The organism is Thermaurantimonas aggregans (assembly GCF_003851885.1).
GTDB lineage: Bacteria > Bacteroidota > Bacteroidia > Flavobacteriales > Schleiferiaceae > Thermaurantimonas > Thermaurantimonas aggregans.
On the sequence record NZ_BHZE01000004.1, the window covers coordinates 95,975 to 113,360 of the forward strand.

Annotated in this window: 13 protein-coding genes; 7 read left to right on the top strand and 6 right to left on the bottom strand. The window is 40.3% G+C overall.

All coding sequences use genetic code 11. The features are described from left to right. Positions 1 to 62 precede the first annotated feature (62 nt). Together EIP89_RS03230 and EIP89_RS03235 are read right to left on the bottom strand one after the other, a co-directional pair. Positions 63 to 3,125 carry a hypothetical protein gene (locus EIP89_RS03230; RefSeq protein WP_124397215.1) on the bottom strand — a complete coding sequence of 1,021 codons (3,063 nt, stop codon included), beginning with the start codon at positions 3,123 to 3,125 and terminating at the stop codon, positions 63 to 65. Between the two features lie 29 nt (positions 3,126 to 3,154). After that, a complete protein-coding gene (locus EIP89_RS03235; RefSeq protein WP_124397216.1) occupies positions 3,155 to 4,606 on the bottom strand; it encodes a hypothetical protein in 1,452 nt (483 codons plus the stop codon). 516 nt (positions 4,607 to 5,122) lie between these two features. Between EIP89_RS03235 and trxA the strand changes: the two genes are divergently transcribed. Then, positions 5,123 to 5,911: a thioredoxin gene (trxA, locus tag EIP89_RS11715; RefSeq protein WP_124397217.1), complete on the top strand. Its 789-nt coding sequence runs from the start codon at positions 5,123 to 5,125 to the stop codon at positions 5,909 to 5,911. Positions 5,912 to 6,159: 248 nt separating this feature from the next. Further along, positions 6,160 to 6,918: a bacteriorhodopsin-like gene (locus EIP89_RS03245; protein WP_124397218.1), complete on the top strand. Its 759-nt coding sequence runs from the start codon at positions 6,160 to 6,162 to the stop codon at positions 6,916 to 6,918. A 120-nt stretch (positions 6,919 to 7,038) separates the two neighbouring features. Here the strand turns inward: EIP89_RS03245 and EIP89_RS03250 are convergent, their stop codons facing one another. Beyond that, positions 7,039 to 7,563, bottom strand: coding sequence for a putative outer membrane beta-barrel protein (locus EIP89_RS03250; protein ID WP_124397219.1), 525 nt, complete (start codon positions 7,561 to 7,563; stop codon positions 7,039 to 7,041). A 175-nt stretch (positions 7,564 to 7,738) separates the two neighbouring features. On the opposite strand from EIP89_RS03250, the gene EIP89_RS03255 reads away from it, so the two are divergent. Beyond that, positions 7,739 to 8,482: a hypothetical protein gene (locus EIP89_RS03255; RefSeq protein WP_124397220.1), complete on the top strand. Its 744-nt coding sequence runs from the start codon at positions 7,739 to 7,741 to the stop codon at positions 8,480 to 8,482. A gap of 81 nt (positions 8,483 to 8,563) precedes the next feature. Here the strand turns inward: EIP89_RS03255 and rho are convergent, their stop codons facing one another. Continuing rightward, on the bottom strand, positions 8,564 to 10,252 hold the full coding sequence (gene rho / locus EIP89_RS03260) for a transcription termination factor Rho (RefSeq protein ID WP_124397221.1): 1,689 nt from the start codon (positions 10,250 to 10,252) through the stop codon (positions 8,564 to 8,566). A 180-nt stretch (positions 10,253 to 10,432) separates the two neighbouring features. Between rho and EIP89_RS03265 the strand changes: the two genes are divergently transcribed. Both EIP89_RS03265 and EIP89_RS03270 read left to right on the top strand, forming a co-directional pair. Continuing rightward, positions 10,433 to 10,840, top strand: a complete 408-nt coding sequence (locus EIP89_RS03265) for a DUF4293 domain-containing protein (protein ID WP_124397222.1) — start codon at positions 10,433 to 10,435, stop codon at positions 10,838 to 10,840. Then, on the top strand, positions 10,840 to 11,802 hold the full coding sequence (locus tag EIP89_RS03270) for an L-threonylcarbamoyladenylate synthase (RefSeq protein ID WP_124397223.1): 963 nt from the start codon (positions 10,840 to 10,842) through the stop codon (positions 11,800 to 11,802). Before EIP89_RS03265 ends, EIP89_RS03270 begins: the two co-directional genes overlap by 1 nt. 10 nt (positions 11,803 to 11,812) lie before the next feature. Here the strand turns inward: EIP89_RS03270 and EIP89_RS03275 are convergent, their stop codons facing one another. Beyond that, positions 11,813 to 13,267, bottom strand: a complete 1,455-nt coding sequence (locus EIP89_RS03275) for a T9SS type A sorting domain-containing protein (protein WP_124397224.1) — start codon at positions 13,265 to 13,267, stop codon at positions 11,813 to 11,815. Between the two features lie 155 nt (positions 13,268 to 13,422). Between EIP89_RS03275 and pepE the strand changes: the two genes are divergently transcribed. Continuing rightward, the gene (pepE, locus tag EIP89_RS03280; RefSeq protein WP_307718666.1) at positions 13,423 to 14,118 is read left to right on the top strand and encodes a dipeptidase PepE; all 696 of its coding nucleotides are present in this window, start codon (positions 13,423 to 13,425) and stop codon (positions 14,116 to 14,118) included. On the opposite strand, the gene EIP89_RS03285 is transcribed toward pepE, so the two are convergent. Next, positions 14,084 to 16,546, bottom strand: coding sequence for a heavy metal translocating P-type ATPase (locus EIP89_RS03285; protein WP_124397226.1), 2,463 nt, complete (start codon positions 16,544 to 16,546; stop codon positions 14,084 to 14,086). The two genes, pepE and EIP89_RS03285, sit on opposite strands and share 35 nt — an antisense overlap. A 118-nt stretch (positions 16,547 to 16,664) precedes the next feature. On the opposite strand from EIP89_RS03285, the gene EIP89_RS03290 reads away from it, so the two are divergent. After that, positions 16,665 to 17,369, top strand: coding sequence for a Crp/Fnr family transcriptional regulator (locus tag EIP89_RS03290; RefSeq protein WP_124397227.1), 705 nt, complete (start codon positions 16,665 to 16,667; stop codon positions 17,367 to 17,369). Positions 17,370 to 17,386 lie beyond the last annotated feature (17 nt).

Here is a 17,386-nt window from a genome sequence, read left to right on the forward strand (position 1 = left end):
CACTCAAAATCAAGCTCTTGCAAAATATTAGGAGCAAAATCAACTGTTTCATGTCAAGCTCTTTAAATAGAAAATGAAATATTTGGACTTTCGATCTGGTTTCCATAGCCAGGAATGCTTGCCGGCAAGGTAATTCTTGCTCTTCCGGAAACAGTCAGGGTGTTGTTCATGTACGAAGCATCTCCCCACACTTCAGCTGAGGCTCCTGTATTAAAATCGTAAAAGAAGGTTTCTACCCTAACCTGCGCAATTCCTTGAACATAAATACCAAAACTACCACTTAAACCATTTATGTCAAGGTTCATATCTGCGTGCGAGTTCAGCTGGAGTCTTGCTGTAAAGGTAACCACTCCCTTAAGCCATGAATCTCTGTAATTAAACTCAGAGGTCAATTTGCCACCGATACTACCTGTAAAACTGTTAACGTCATCGAGATTGCCCTGCAGATTAAAATATCCGTTGTGAAGTTTCACCAAACCACCAAACATATCACCACCCATGTTGTTTCCATTGGCTTTAAACTGGTTGTTTCCGAAAAAGTAATGAATTTTTAAATTCTTTGATTGAAGGATTGATCCATTTGTTGGAAAATTTAAATCAGCCCCTACGTGGCCACTTATGGTATTAGCTGGTATAGCATAAGCTGCTACCACTTCACCTTTAAAATAGGGTGTATTTTTCAGTACTTTTACATTACCTTTTATAGTAACAGTTGCGTTTTCGGTGGTAAGTGCTAATTCGATTTTGCCAACCACCTCACACATTTCAGCCACATCGCTTATACCGGCTAGTATTCCTATCAAATAGGTATCTTTCTGCGGCTGACCCGGTCCATCGATTCCTGTAAAGGAGTAATTATATCCCACAGATCCTCCTACTTGTGTGAGTTTTAACCCAGTGTTTCCTATAGGAATTCCAGGTGTTTTTGCTGCTACACTGAAGTAAACATAGTGGTACTCCTCCGGCTCATCTACAACTCCGTAGTCCAGTGATCCGTCAAGGCCAATTTTAGCAAACTCGCCTCTGAATGAGCCTTTAAAGCCATTGTTTTTAAAGGTCATATCTACCTCGAGTTCGCAGAAGCCTCGTTTAAGACGCCCTGATACCCCGCCCACGGCAATTTCGCCAGCCTGGTCAATGGTAAAATCCCGAATATTGGCCGCAGCTTTTACTCCAGTGGCACTGAGTTCAACACTTGCGTTGATTTTTAGTATTTCGTCTTTGTATTCAGCTTTGTTCAGATCAAATGAAAATTTTGAATATTTAACCTTTCCGTTACAGTTAAATTCTTTAAGGCCACCCTCTTCCACTAAGAAGGTTGCCACAGTGATTTTGGCATTGAATTTTGAATGTTTTGCTTTTAAAGAGCCCTGAATTTTGGTCAGGTCAAAATACCTATCAAAATCAGCATTTACATTTAGCTCATCCAGATCCATCGAAAATGCTTTTACCTTATTGGCTTGTACTTCTGCATTGCAACCTCCCCCTTGAGGAAAGTTCAGCACAAGCACAAAAGTTCCTTTTACAGCTTTCAGATCAGAAACAGTGGCTTTCCCACTTCCATTGGTCAAGTGAAAGGTGCCATCAGGTATACTGGCTTCAAGTCCTAAACTTAATTCATCAAGTGATACAGTAAAGGCATTGGTCTTGTACCTGGCATTTGGTTTAGCTTTTAAAGTGCCTTTCAACACTCCTTGATTTGAAAAGTCGCCCTTAAAGTCAGCAATTACTTTATCCTTATTTCCATCTTTTTTAACAATGTCGATGGCAATGCCCTGAATTCCGCTCCAGTTCCAGGTACCCGTAAAAGAATTTGTATTGGAAAAATTGAAGGTAACTGTTGAATTTGTTCCTTTTCTGAGAAGAATGACTCCACGGCCGGCTGAGAGGTCTCTGTCTTCGGGATTGGTAGCCTTGACCTGTACTGAGCCTTTCAGATTGCCGTTGATATCTACTTCTAAGGCAAACTTTTTCAATGCCAAGTCTAATGCTTTGACTTTTTGGCCTGTAGGCAACTGAAACTCCAATGCCGGCACTTCTGCATTACCTTCCCAGGAAAGTACCCCTCCGATCACAGCACGCGTATCGCAAACTCTTTTGATGCCGACTGTCACACCTTGTACCTCAGCCATACGTACAACTCCTCCCATTTCATCCATTTTTAGCCTCATTGCAGCATTATTAGCCTGATAGGTACAATGTCCATTGGCATCTGGTACAGGTGTCATGGGATTCACATTTACTGCGATTTCTATAGGACCGACAAGTACGCTTCCGGCAATGGGTGTACAAAGACATTCACAATTGTTCACTATACTTCGGTAGGTATAACTCACATTTCCGATGCTGTATTCGAGTTCTACTTGTGCATTCTTGATAGAAGTATCAAGCAAGGTAATGGTTGGTGTCAGAGTTTGGGCATTGGTTATCCGCACTTTTGGATGAAGAGCCCTCCATCGATAATTGGCTCCAGGAAAATTTTGGGGATAAACTGCCTGTGCAGCATTGATCACTTTTGATCCTGCAGCACCCAAACACAAAATTTCGGGCAAATCCACCTTCATGCTCACCACAGTCAGATTCATTTCTTCCATACCCGATTGGCGTATGAGACCGTGATAGCGCGTGTTGCCGTTTTCGTCAACGGTTGTCCATGTAGAATCAGCAAATTCACCGGGCTGCAGGGTTTTGGCATATTCGATTTGATAAGTTCCGGTGATTTTGGCCGGGGTAGAAAACCCGGGCTCAGGAGCATCAGCTACTTTTGCACTCAAAGTACCTTGCCAGGTTATGGTCTGGTTTGTGCCGATACTGAGCTCTATGGAGCCAGGGTCGCTCAATGAGGCCTGAGATGGATTTACCTGAATAGTAACAGGTCCTTCTGTTCTAAGGGTTACTTTTCCGTTTTCAAACTGGTCTGTTTGTTTTTTGAATTGACCGTTAAGGGTTGTGGCCTGCCCGGTTTGTTTGCTCACAAGTAAAATTTGGTTTTTTGGCACTCCAAAAGGCTGAATCACATTAGGATTGTTGCCTTGCCCTTGTGCAGGTTTATCTTGTGCGCAGACGCTGGTTACAAATGATAATACGCTCAGGTATATCGCCAGGAAGTTGAAAAAGTTTTTCATAGGCTGTGGTTTTTTTAAGAGCTTACTGCTTATCTGTTTTGAATTCCAAAGAGTTGTTTCATGAGTAATTCGACCTTCCAGTCGGGTATGCGTCCTCCTCCGCCAGATACGGCACCACCGGTAATTGTAACTGTGGCGAAGTCTTGTAAGCCACTGTCCATCGCTATCACGGCAGCTGTACCATTATTGATACCAGCAGTAAAAACACCGTTTATATTGATAGTACCCATATTTGCAGGCACTACTCGCCATTGTGGTTGTCGATTTCCAATGGGTAAATTGTCTTGATCAAACATGTTAACGGCAAACTGAAACTGGCTGCCTGCTGGAATTTGTGCTTGTGAGGGGACCACCTCAATACGCGCCACACGACGCCCCCTACCTGTTTGATCGGCTGGCTTTTGATAGATAAATCGAAAGACTTGACTTGGTAATTGAATTACACCTCTTGAGGTAATTACTTTACCTGTTATTTGCCAGGCATATACCTGACCGTCTATAAGCTGCTCGGCATATGCTGGATATTGAAAGCTGTTACCGGTAATATTTTCTTGTTTAAATACATGGATGTTTCTAACCACTTCTTCGGCAGTTTGGCCAGGTAATACTTTATAAAGGACAAAATCATAGCGTTCATTCTGTCCAAACCACTGAAAAAGAGGAAATTCTGTATAAATAATGGCTGGATTCATCCAAAATTCATTACCCGGAGCGATCAGTTCAGGATTAAAAAATGGATTTGAAACCACGGAGTTGCCTTTGTCTGTAGATATTACAGAACCGTCTTTGTCTTTTACAACCAGTTCTACTTCATAATTGTCCGGGGGGAATTGACCTAATCGACGAACCTCATCAGCAAAAGCATACCCCCCACTACCTTGGCTACCACTAATTGTGATTTTTTCAAAATTTCGGTTGCTAATTCGTTCTTGTTGATTGGGTTGAAGATTTTTTTTGACCGATAGCGTGGCTACTTTTCCATAGTTTTGAGTGGAAAGTGATACCTCGATGTTTACTTCCCTGCTTTGGTTATCATTTATTAAGTTAACAAAAAAGAGTATAGGTAAGCTGGAAATATTGGTTACGTCAAAATCAGCAGCGTTGTAGGTTTCATAAGGGACTATCTCAAGCAATGCCTTGAAATTTCCTGATATTGTAAATACCTCAAAACCATTAGGTTTAGTAATTACCTCGCTGCCAGTGGTCACAGTTACATTTCTGAAACCAGGTGCTGCTGTCTGAAGTACTGTGATTACAGCAGCTGCCATAGTAGGCGTTTGTACATTGATTGGGTTTTGCACCAAAATTCCTTCTCCAAAATCTGCAACTGTTTGCCCGTTTTTAAAGTTGGAATTAATGCCCCTGATTATCACCGTAGTAGTAGTACCAATGGTAGCAGCCCCTGGCGAGAGATCAACAATCGTTTGACCGAATACCTGTGAACTCAGTAGAACACAAAAGAAAAATTTAAAAATTTTCATAGGTTATGGTATGTTGATTGTAAGCGAATTGATTGATCAAATTTTACAACTAAAACAAAGATTGAAAACAAAACCTGTTGAAACAGTTTCAGATTTTATTTGAATATCGTTAAAACATTTTTCAATGCACTCGAAATCGCTCTATTTGAGCTTTCTATGATTAATAAAATTATTGATAGAGTTGATTACAGAAATAAAGCGTCTCACAAATTTTTCCCTTATAACTCAAGGATAGAAAACAGGATACTTGCATTTTGGAATACTACTTGCACAGGCAACTGATCTTTTTTAGGAATAAAAATTTATATAAAATCGTCTATTTCATTGTTTTACAAAAACAAGTAGATTTTTTTTATAATTTTATTGTCTCCATTTAATTTTCTATAAAATCAAAAAACAAGAACAAATTAAAGAAAAAATACAAAATTTCTTACAATAGTTACCAGTGATGTATATTACATCTCAATAGAGAGTGATTTTTTGAACTTTGCACCCCAAAAAAAGTTGCTTCAAATTATGGTGAACGAAGAGGTAGATATACTGAAAAAAAGTGAGCAAGTACCTGTATTAGTAGACTTTTGGGCACCTTGGTGTGGACCTTGCCGATTCTTAGGGCCAATTATCGAAGAATTAGCCCGAGAAGCCAATGGTCTTTGGCAGCTGGTGAAGGTGAATACCGACGAGCAGCCTGAGTTTATGCACAAATACCACATTCAGGGTATCCCAACGATGAAAATGTTTTACAATCGTCAGGTAATTGGCGAGCAGGTAGGCGCACTGCCAAAACACGAACTAAAGCGCTGGATCGAATCACTTATCCCCACGCCCGAAAAAAAAGAATGGACTGCTCTATCACAGCGCTTAAGTTCAGTAAACGAACAAGAAGGCAAAAAACTTTTGGAAGAATTTATTTCACGCTTTCCGTCACATCAGGAAGCTAGAATTTTATGGTTGAGATCTGTAGTTTGGCATGAACCTCAGAAAGCATTAAACCATTTACGTGAATGGAAAGACCTGGGGGCTCATACTGATCTGGTACAAGACATTGAGGCACTGGCACGTCTAATGACTTTTAATCCCGAAGGAAAAACAAAAGTAGACGATATGCTCAGTGAAGCTGCTGCACACTTAAGATCAAACGACATTGAAGGGGCACTCCGTAAGTTGGTCGATAGCATAATGTATGACAAACACGCCCACGACGAGTTGGCCCGTAAAGCCTGTATTGCCATTTTCCATCATTTAGGTGAACAACATGAACTGACAAAAGTCTGGCGAAGGCGTTTCAGTATGGCACTCTATTGAAGAGCATCTGAATTTTCAGGTGCTTTTTTTGTTTAAAAATATAATATTCATAATTAAACAACATCGACATTCATAATTAAACAACATCGACAGCCGAATAAAAGTATTTAAGCTTATTTATTGTGGCAAATTTGATTTTATCATCTATATATCAATATTCTAAAAATTATCAATTGAAATTATTTTACCCAAGTAAACTTTTTTAGTATTTTTTATGTTTAATGTTTGCATATAAAACGTTAAACATTATGAAAACAAATTTACTTGATGTCGTCACCATTCCGGTAGATGATCCGGTGGCTTTCACTTTCTTTACCGGCTACATGTCAATGTTTGCCGCTTCGGTCTTTTTCTTTTTTGAGCGTTCGAGAGTACCAGAGAAGTGGAAAACTTCGCTGCTGGTATCTGGATTGATCACTGGTATTGCTGCCGTACACTACTACTACATGCGCGATTACTACGCCAGCACGGGAAGCAATCCAACAGCCTTGCGCTACATCGATTGGACACTTACTGTACCTCTGATGTGTGTAGAATTTTATTTATTGACCAAACCAGCTGGAGCTACTAAAGGACTTATGTGGCGATTAATCATCGCTGCCGTATGGATGCTTGTATTTGGATATATTGGCGAGGCCTTTAATCCGGAAGGAGGAAGTACAAGTCATTCCGTTACTTATGGAGTGCTTTCAACCTTAGGATACGTTTACATTTTATACTTGGCCTGGATGGGCGAAGTAAAACAGCTGGCCGAAAAAACGAACAATCCCACTATTATAAGAGGTATCCGCACATTATCATGGTTTATTTTAGTTGGTTGGGCTATCTATCCAATTGGATACATGTGTATGCCTGGTGGCTGGCTCAATATCGCATTTGGCTGGCAGCCTAGTGCTGTTGATTTATTCTATAACATAGCCGATGCTATAAATAAAATTGGATTTGGACTAGTGGTGTATAACATCGCTATCGATGATCTTTCAAAGGCAAAGGTTCTAGCTGCTTGAAAGGTTATAGCTTAAAAATTAAAAGACCCTATGTGTCTGATACATAGGGTCTTTTTGCTTTTTACAAATCCTGTTAATATTTCCAATATCTAAACTTTATTCCTTTTGTTGATTTAAGTGCTAAAGTTTAACTGCTAATCCAACAGTAATCCAGGCAATACCGTAACCGAGTTCGGCAAATGCGCCTAACTTTTCGGTAAAGTAGTACCTACCACCCAAGTGAAATCCGTACAATAAGCCACTACTCGAAGTAGCCACCGGAAAACCGGGGTCGGGATCGAGCTTTGAACTGACAATATTATAACCAAGAGTAACCCCTCCATAAGCATCAATATTGTCGTTCAGGTAAAAATGGTATGAACCTCTTGCACCTACAATAATATAAGAGTAATTTACCTTGTAAAATCCTCCATCGAAAGTGCTGCCCGAATATCCCAGAATACCGCCGGCAGATATCTTATCAGTAAATCCATGTTCATATGATACACTTAACGGTGGAAGGGTAGATTTACCAGATGTAAAAGCGCCAAGTCCTACACCTACATTTAAGAGTTTGTCTCCGGCTGCATATTGAGCCGACGATGGTAAACTGGTAGCTGCGATTATGCTGGCTACGAATACCAGAGAAAGTACTGAATTTTTCATGTTTTTGTGATTTTTGTTCGACAAAAATTTTATAATCTAAATTTTCATTATCTAATACAAATGATGTAATTTATTTAATTATCTAATATTCAATTTTTTATCATTATTTTACAACATATGTATTATTTTTTAATAGCTTGTATTTATCAAAAATTTGAATTCAAATTAAATTAGTATGAAAACTAAAATTCAATTTTTAAGCGCAATGCTGATTTTACTACTGCTCACACAAGCCATGAGCTGCGAAAAGGATGATAAAAATGAAAATCCGGATCAGCAACAGAATTCGACCCCTACACCTACGCCATCAGACGCAAATGGAGTATTGGTAAATCTTAAGCTCTTTAATACTCAAAGCACTCCTGTTGGAAATATAGAAATTGAATTTGGAGGTGCTGCGGCCTATTTTCTGGATGCCAATGGCAAATTTCAGGATGCCGGTGAAGTAACTGTTGATGGTACCCACAAACTCAAAAAGCAAACAGGTGCAATGGAAAACTATTACTTTTATGAACAGACGGCCTCTAACCCTACCGGTATCGAATATGGATCTCAGATTCAGTGGTCTGTATCTGGCAGCAGTGCAGTACAAGCCTTTAATCACACGATATCGGGATCGATGCCCACAGTCGGACAAATTACTACAACCGGAACCTTGTCAAAGAGCGGTTGCACTATTAACGTTGCTTCAGTGACAGGTGCAGATTCAGTTATGTTTCAGATAGGAGGAAAAGTAAAAACCAGACCTGGAAATGCAACCTCTTGTGAATTTAGTGCTGATGATATGAAAGATGTAGGCACGGGTTTACAATTGGTACAAGTGCTCCCATATAAAATACAAGGGGCTACCATTAATGGAAAAAAATACTATTTCGTACGCGAAGTAAGCAGAACCAAAATGCTTGAAGTTTCTAATTAAAATATGCTATTCAATTAAAAATCCCGGTCTGAGGCCGGGATTTTTTGTTTATAAAAATGTTAAGGTGCTTTTAGTGTAAAATCAACTGTTCATGCTGATGAGAAATTCCTCATTGTCTTTAGTGCGGCTAATGCGATCATGGAGAAATTCCATAGCCTCAACTGGTGTCATATCGCTCAAATGACGACGCAGGATCCACATGCGCTGAAGCACATCTTTTTCAAGGAGCAGGTCTTCACGACGCGTGCCACTGGCCATCAGGTCGATGGCTGGCCATATTCGACGATTGGCGATACGGCGGTCAAGCTGCATCTCCATGTTTCCGGTTCCTTTAAATTCTTCATAAATCACCTCATCCATCTTAGAGCCAGTATCGATCAGCGCTGTGGCAATGATGGTAAGCGACCCTCCATTTTCAATGTTGCGGGCTGCTCCGAAAAAGCGCTTGGGCTTGTGCAATGCGTGGGCATCAACACCACCTGAGAGTACTTTGCCACTAGCTGGTTGAACGGTATTGTAGGCGCGCGCCAGACGTGTAATTGAGTCGAGCAGAATCACAACATCGTGGCCGCATTCTACCATGCGCTTTGCCTTCTCAAGCACTATGTTAGCCACTTTAGTGTGGCGCTCGGCCGGCTCGTCGAAGGTTGAGGAAATCACTTCTGCATTTACAGATCGCGCCATATCGGTTACTTCTTCGGGTCGCTCATCGATGAGTAAGATGATGAGGTAACACTCTGGGTGATTGGCTGCTATTACGTTTGCTATTTCCTTTAACAAGGTAGTTTTACCTGTTTTAGGCTGCGCTACAATTAGTCCACGTTGACCTTTGCCTATAGGTGAAAAGAGATCAATAATGCGGGTGCTGAGCGTAGCATTTTTTCCGGTGAGGTTAAATTTTTCGGTCGGAAAAAGAGGCGTAAGATGCTCAAAGGATACTCGATCGCGAACATAGTCAGGCTTACGGCCATTGATTTCTTCGATTTTCACCAAGGGGAAGTATTTCTCTCCTTCTCTTGGCGGCTTTACATAGCCCAAAATCGTGTCGCCGGTTTTTAAACCATAGCTGCGAATCTGTGATTGAGACACATATACGTCGTCAGGTGAATTTAGGTAATTAAAATCGCTGGAGCGCAAAAAGCCGTATCCGTCGTTCATTATTTCCAGCACGCCTTCGTGTTGTACGATGCCGTCGAAGTCGTATTCCGTTGTACCTAAAGTTTGCCGCTCATGCCTGTACTGAGGGCGCTGATCAGGCTGTCGTCTGGCTTCTACATTAGGCTGTTGTTGTTGAGTAGACGTAGGTAATTCGTTTGATGTAGAGGGATCTATAAAGGAATTTGAATTTGAAAGCTCTTTCTCAGTTCCGTCTTCAGTGGGCTGCAGAATTTGGGTAACAGTTTCGGTTTCTTCAGGTTTAGCTACAATCTCGCTAAAAAGAGGAAGCTCAGGTGCCTGTATCTCCGGTTCAGGATCAAATACTCCCGACATTACCAACTGCTCTGCTTCCAGGTCTTTTACAAGCTGGCTTTTTCGGCCTCGTCTTGGTCTCTTTTCGGGTTGTGTGGTTTGTGTTTCGACGTTGTCAATATCAGTAGTCTCAGCCGTTTCGGCCATCGTCGTTCGTTCAAATTCATTCTGCTTGCTGAGTATGGCCTTAATCAATTCGGGCTTGCGCAAATAACGAAACTTTGGAATGTCAATGGCAGCCGCTATTTCTTGCAATTCAACTAGTTTGAGCTCTTGAAGGCGATCTTCCGTAAATGTCATGTATTTGGATAGATTTTAAATCTTGTTAAGAAAGGTAAAAAGCACTTAAGGACCAATGAGGGTCAATAGATTAAGAAAGTTTAAAGAAATATTCTTCCACAAAAGATGCTGCAATAATACAACCCCACTTCGATTTTCAAAAAAAATCTGCTGCACCTTTGCACAAAATTCATTTTAAACATGTGGCAACGCATTCAAACTGTTTATCTTTCTCTTGCTGTTTTAGCTAATATACTGTTGATGAGCGGCTTGCCAATTATGACAGCAACTGATTCAAAAGTAGTATATGCAAAAGACGACATGCTTTTTTTTATTTTAATTCTAATTAGCACAATCGATGCTTTTTTATCCATTTTTCTTTTTAAAAAACGGAAACTTCAAGTTTTCATTGGCCGTATTGCTATCCTCACGGCTATGATTGCTGTTGTCAAAATGCTATACACGTTTCTCACTGTTCAGAAAACCTTGGCTCACGTTTCGAATATCGGAATGTGGATGCCCCTTGTTTTCATCGTATTGGTAGCATTGGCCAATAAGGCTATCTTAAGAGACGAGGAAAAAGTGCGTTCAGCCGATAGAATTCGCTAATGATCGGGACGGATATTCAAAAAGCTGCAGCACTTTTGCAAGCTGGCGAAGTGATCGGCATGCCTACCGAGACGGTGTACGGTCTAGCAGGTAATGCACTAAATGCACAAGCTGTAGCTAAAATCTTCGCCATTAAAAAACGGCCGACATTTGATCCTCTCATAGTTCACATCTTTGATCTCAGTCAAATTGAGCTTTTGTCAAAGTCCTCTCTTTCAGAGAGTTTCTATGTGTTAGCCAATAGATTTTGGCCTGGACCTCTTACTCTTGTCGTCGAAAAGTCGGATGCAGTGCCCGACATAGTCACATCAGGGCTCAGTACCGTTGGTATTCGCATGCCGGCACATCCTATGGCCCAACAACTGTTGCGGTTGTGTAATCTACCGCTTGCGGCACCCAGTGCCAATCCGTTTGGCTACATCAGTCCGGTCACAGCTGAACATGTAGCTCGGCAGCTGGGCGATCAGGTACCATATATTCTCGACGGTGGTCGTTGCCAGATAGGACTTGAAAGCACCATAGTAGATTGTACTGTGACCCCAGCACGTATCCTACGCAAAGGTGGTATTTCAGTAGAAAAAATCGCTGAAGCTTTAGGATATCAGCCCGATGTACTATCACATTCTACAGACAATCCGAAGGCGCCAGGAATGTTATCGAGCCATTATGCCCCTCGCAAAAAGCTCATACTTACTGATCAAAAAAGTGTATTTAGCTATTACCACAATAAAAATAACATAGCATTTCTTCGTTACCGCACGCCTATCAAACAGCATCCGATACAGCGCATACTTTCGCCCAATGGATCAGATGCCGAAGCAGCAGCTAATCTGTTTTATTTTTTAAGAGAGCTCGACGAAATGTCAGAGATAGACCTAATCGTAGCGGAAAAGGCACCTGACAAAGGATTAGGACCAGCTATAAACGACCGATTACAAAGAGCCGCAACAGAGGTGATTTAATTAAAAAACATTAATAAATCACGAATTTCTTTACATGGACTTTTCCTTTGGGGGTAGTGTATCTGAGAAAGTAAAGTCCTACACTAAGATTACTTACATGAAATTCATTCATTTTTTCTAAAATCTCATAACTTTTAATTACTTGACCAGTGGGTGATAAAATGTCAATAAGACCAATATCGGGTGTTATAAGGGTAAAATTACCATTATTCGGGTTGGGAAATACTGAAAATTGCCATCCATTGTCTGTATTAGAAGTATCCGATTCAGACACAAATTTTCCGCAGGTTGGTTGTGTAAATGTATATTTAAAACCAGGTACATCTGCAAAGATTTGTCCACAGCTATCGGTTTTAAAAATTTGATTTGTTCCACCAACATACATTACTCCTATAAAACCAGGTTCTAATTTCAATTTTTTCATAGCCAAACTATTTACCGAATACTGATATGGATCAACTGTTATATCATACGAATATTTTTTTATAACATTACCAGTGGTATCCATATAAACCAAATGGTCGAAATAATGCGTGTATCTTCCTCTGTTTGAAAACTTAATTTCAAAAAGTTTGTCTTCTCGATCGTATCTGGTAATCACCACGTATTTAGTTGTCGAATCAATTTTTTTGTAATCAACTGTTTTGACAGAATTCATAGATAAATTGATGATAGTTAATGCATGAGGATTGACATCATCCTGTTTCATAAATAATAAAGTAGCATCATCAGAACTCAACACTAAATTGCCGTAATCGTTACTCGGAAAAATCTGAGATGTCTGGTTTGTCTTATTGATGCAAAGCACATACTCAGCACCGTCATATCGGGTAAATTGAATAATTAAATAAGTATCGTTTTCAAAGAAATTATAAATTTGCTTAAACATACTTTTGTGTACAGATAGATAAGAATCGAAAAGGTCTCCTATTGTATCCATTTTTCCATCGCTTACGCGCACAGTTGTGAGCAAAAGTTGTTTTTGATTATTCAAATAAATAATTTTTACTTTATCATCGTAAATCTTATCACTGATAAAAAGTGTTCCCACTGAATATGGATAGTTATATTCCCATAAAAGTCCTCCGATGCTATCAAATTTTCTCCTGAAAATATATTTTTTGTAAATAGTAAAAGCCATTAAAAAATCTCGCTTTTCTATATCAATAGGAAGTGCATAATTGAGATTTGAATATTTGTTTACACCACTCTCATCGATCCAGTAGGATTCTTTGTAAATTCCCTTTTTATCATAGATGACTAAGAGGGGATTTATCTCTTGATACCTTACTGTAAATTTTTCATTAAATACATACAGGTAAGAATCAGAATTTTCATAAATCATATCCGAAATGCGATAATAATTCATTCCACCAAAATGAGCCTGGAACGAATGAAAAAATGTGCCTGATTGTGCAGATACAAGTTGAACCGAAAAAAAGCACACAAGTATTGTATTTCGCATAACTACTCAGGTTATTACACTAAAGTTATTTCAAAAATAAACTTTTTCCGAATTGAAAATCAAGAAATTTCATTAAATTGTATTCTTTCTTTTTTCAAGTAAAAACACTTTGTAGGATTGCAGTAAGTTTGGGCAATAGAAAAGGAATTCTAGTGATGAAACTTTTATTAGCCAGCACTTCTCGATTATATGGTCAAGGGTATTTAGAATATTTGATCGAGGAACTAAGAGATTTTTTTAAAGGTGCTGAGCAAATTGTGTTTGTTCCGTATGCACGACCGGGAGGAATCGGTTGGGATGCATATACTGAAATTGCGCGCAAGGGTTTCGAGCCTTTAAACATAGAGGTTTTAGGTATTCATACGCTGAAAAATGTTTCTTTGGAATTACCCAAAGCTGACGGAATTTTTATCGGTGGCGGAAACACTTTTGTGCTGTTGAAAACGCTAAAAGAAACCGGACATTTTGAACCAATAGCCACTGCTGTGCGCAGCGGAACACCCTACATGGGCAGCAGTGCCGGCTCTAATGTTGCTGGATTAACCATCGGCACTACCAACGATATGCCTATTGTATATCCACCTACTTTTGAAGCATTTGGTTTCGTCCCCTTCAACATCAATCCGCATTACCTCGATCCTGTTCCAGACAGCACCCATATGGGCGAGACCCGCGAGCAGCGCATTTTGGAGTTTCATCATTTTAATACACAGCCTGTTGTTGGCTTACGCGAAGGCAGTTGGCTTCGAATCGAAGGTAATAAGGTAGAGCTAAGAGGCTCTATTACTGCCCGAATTTTTCGCAAGGATCAATCTCCTATCGAACTTCCTCCAGGTGAGCTTCTTTTGTAACCGGCTGGTATGAAAAAATGTCGAGTTGATTGTCAGATGAATTAAATATGCGTTTTGCTGCAGCCTGTGTGCGAAGAACTACGTACACTACCACAGTAATGGAACTGATGGGCATCAAAATAGCGCATACTATGGGCTCAAGCACTCCTGCCAGGGCAAAGCTTAATCCCCCCAGGTTGTACAGCAGGCTTATTAAAAAGCTTTCTTGAATTATTTTCACAGTCGATTTTGCTGCATCTACATATTTCGGCAGCTTGTAGAGATGTGAAGCCTCGAGTATGGCATCGCAAGCCGGTGAAAAGGTGTACACATCTTCTGCCACACTAATGCCCATGTGACTGCGCATAAGGGCACCGGCATCGTTCAGCCCATCGCCAGCCATAAGGGTTTTTACACCTTTTGATTCCAAATCTTCAATGTACTGAAGCTTATCGGTCGGTTTTTGAAAAAAGCGAATTTCAGCTTTCTCAGGGAGAAATTTCCTCAGATTTGGTAATTCTCGATCATTGTCGCCACTGAGTATGGTGATAGGCTTGTCCTTAAGAGCATCAAACAAGTCCTTGAGATTTTCGCGGTATTTGTTTTGAATAGTAAAAAAACCGCGATAGCGACCGTCGATTTCGATATGTACTTCAGAATTCTGCACTTCCTCCTCGCTTTGTTCGGTAGTAGGTAGCACAAAAGAACGGCTTCCAATTTTCAATTTAGTTCCATTCACTACTCCAGTGAGACCTGCACCTTTTTCTTCTATAAATTCAGTAATTTCAGCGCTTCCAGAAAGCAATTTTTTACTTAGGATTCTACTCAATGGATGAAGGGAGTTTGACACAAGTGCATGCACTAGTATTTGCTCTTCATCCGTAAGAGGAATGCCTTGATAAGTTGCTTCGCCATCAGAGGCTACAGTGAGTGTGCCGGTTTTGTCAAATACATAATGCTGCACGTCGGCGAGTTGCTCCACCGTTGGGGCGTCTTTCAGATACAAACCATTTCGGCCTAAGTGGAGCATCATATTGCTCTCAGCGAAGGGAGCTGCCAGAGCCAAGGCACAAGGACAGGCTACAATGAGTACAGCTGTTAGCACATTGATAGCTGTATTGGCATCAAATGGCAGCCATGCCAAAAAACCAAGTATTGCAACAATTAGAAGCCAAATGGTAAATCGCTTGCTGATTTTATCAGTAAGGTCTTTGATGATTTTAACATCTTTTCGGTGGGTTGGCTGATTCCAAATGCTGGTCAAATAGCTCTGGTCGAGGGGCCTAAGAGCTTTGACTACAATCTTTTCACCCTTTTGCCGTCCGCCGGCATAAATTTTCTCACCAGGATTTTTTGTTACTGGCATGGCCTCGCCAGTGACAAAAGAGTTGTCGATATACGCCCGCCCTTCCACTAGCTCGGCATCCACAGGAATCAGCTCATCGCTGTGAATCAATAAAAGATCATCTTTAGCTATTTTGCTTATAGGTATTAGTTCCTTTGATCCATCTGTCAATATTCGGGTAACTGCAATTGGAAAGTAGGAGGAATAATCTCTATCAAACGACATGCGCTCGTACGTACGACGCTGAAAATATTTGCCGATAAGCAAGAAAAATAACAATCCGGCTAAAGAATCGAAAAAGCCGGGTTCATGAAGTACAAAAACTTCGTAAATACTTCTGAAAAAGATAATAAAAATACCCAAGACTATCGGAACATCGATGTTGATGACTCCGCTGCGTAAGCCTGCCCATGCACTTTTGTAATACTCTTGAGAAGAATACAGTAGAACAGGTAATGAAAGAGCTATACTGACAAATCGGAAGTAGTAAGCAAAATTTTCATCACCTATGTTATTCATTCCGAAATATTCCGGAATCGAAAGCAGCATAATATTGCCAAAGGCAAATCCGGCAACGGCAAGTTGATAAATCAAGGTGCGATCATAGGATTTTTCTTCTTTCTTTGCCTCTGTAAGGCTACTTTGCGAAAGAGCAGGAGGATACCCGATGTGATCGAGTACAGCTGCTACCTGGGCTAACGTAATATCAGCCTCTCGAAAAGTGATTTGAGCGGTTCCCTTCGGAAAATTGACTATTACCGAAATGATGCCTTTCTGTAGCTTAGGCAGATTTTCAAGAAGCCATATGCACGAGCTGCAGTGAATCTGCGGTAAACTCCATCGCACTACTGCTATACCTCCATCTCTAAATTGTAGAATTTTTTCAGCTATTTCAGGATTATTTAAAAAAGAAAAATCTTTGCTTTGTGCGTTCTTTTTTTTGCTAACTCCACTAGAGGGATTCAGTTTATAAAAGTCTTCGAGGGCATTCTCTTTCAGAATGTGGTACACCTCCTTACATCCATGACAGCAAAATACCTTCCCATCATACTCAACTCGCTCTTTATCAATAGGTTCTCCACAATGGAAACAGGTTTCAGCCATTGTTTTTAGATTGGCTGCAAATGTTTAATCAAATGGCTTTTTTAAGTATGACTAAACTCATTAATACATCCCAAAAGTCATAAAAGTTTACTATATTTGTCATGATAAATTGCACACCATGAAATCAGACATTCCACTGTCATGTAACTCTTGTGTTACATTCAAAATTTCACAGCTGCGTTCTTTGCACAATGGAGAATTGGACTATGTAGAGCGCGAAAAAGGTTGTGCCTTCTTCAAAAAAGGCCAAACCTTGCTGGTAGAAGGCAGCCGCAACAATGGCGTGTATTGCATTCACAAAGGAAAAGTGAAAATTACCAGAATGGGTGCTGAAGGACGCGAGCAAATCATACGTTTTGGAAAAGAAGGGGATCTGATCGGATACCGCTCGTTACTTAGCGGTGAGCCCGTTAGTGCCTCTGTATATGCAATGGATGAAACACATGCCTGTTTTATTCCAAAACACGTGCTCTTTCACTTCATACAGAGCAATCCTGCATTCACGCTCGACCTTATGAAGTTAGCATGTAAAGATCTTGGCGATGCAGGTAAAATCATCACTAACCTCGCTCAAAAATCTGTGCGCGAGCGACTTGCCGAAGTGTTGCTGATTATCGACAATTCCTTTGGTACTGATGAAGATGGATGTCTGAACGTAAGCATAACGCGCGAAGAAATTGCAAACATGGTGGGTACAGCTACTGAAACTGTGATTCGACTGCTCTCAGAATTCAAAGACGAAAATCTCATTGAAAACAAAGGCCGAAAAATAAAATTACTCAATAAGCGTGAACTTGCGCACATTGGTAATGTATATGATTGATGTAGATGGATTAGACA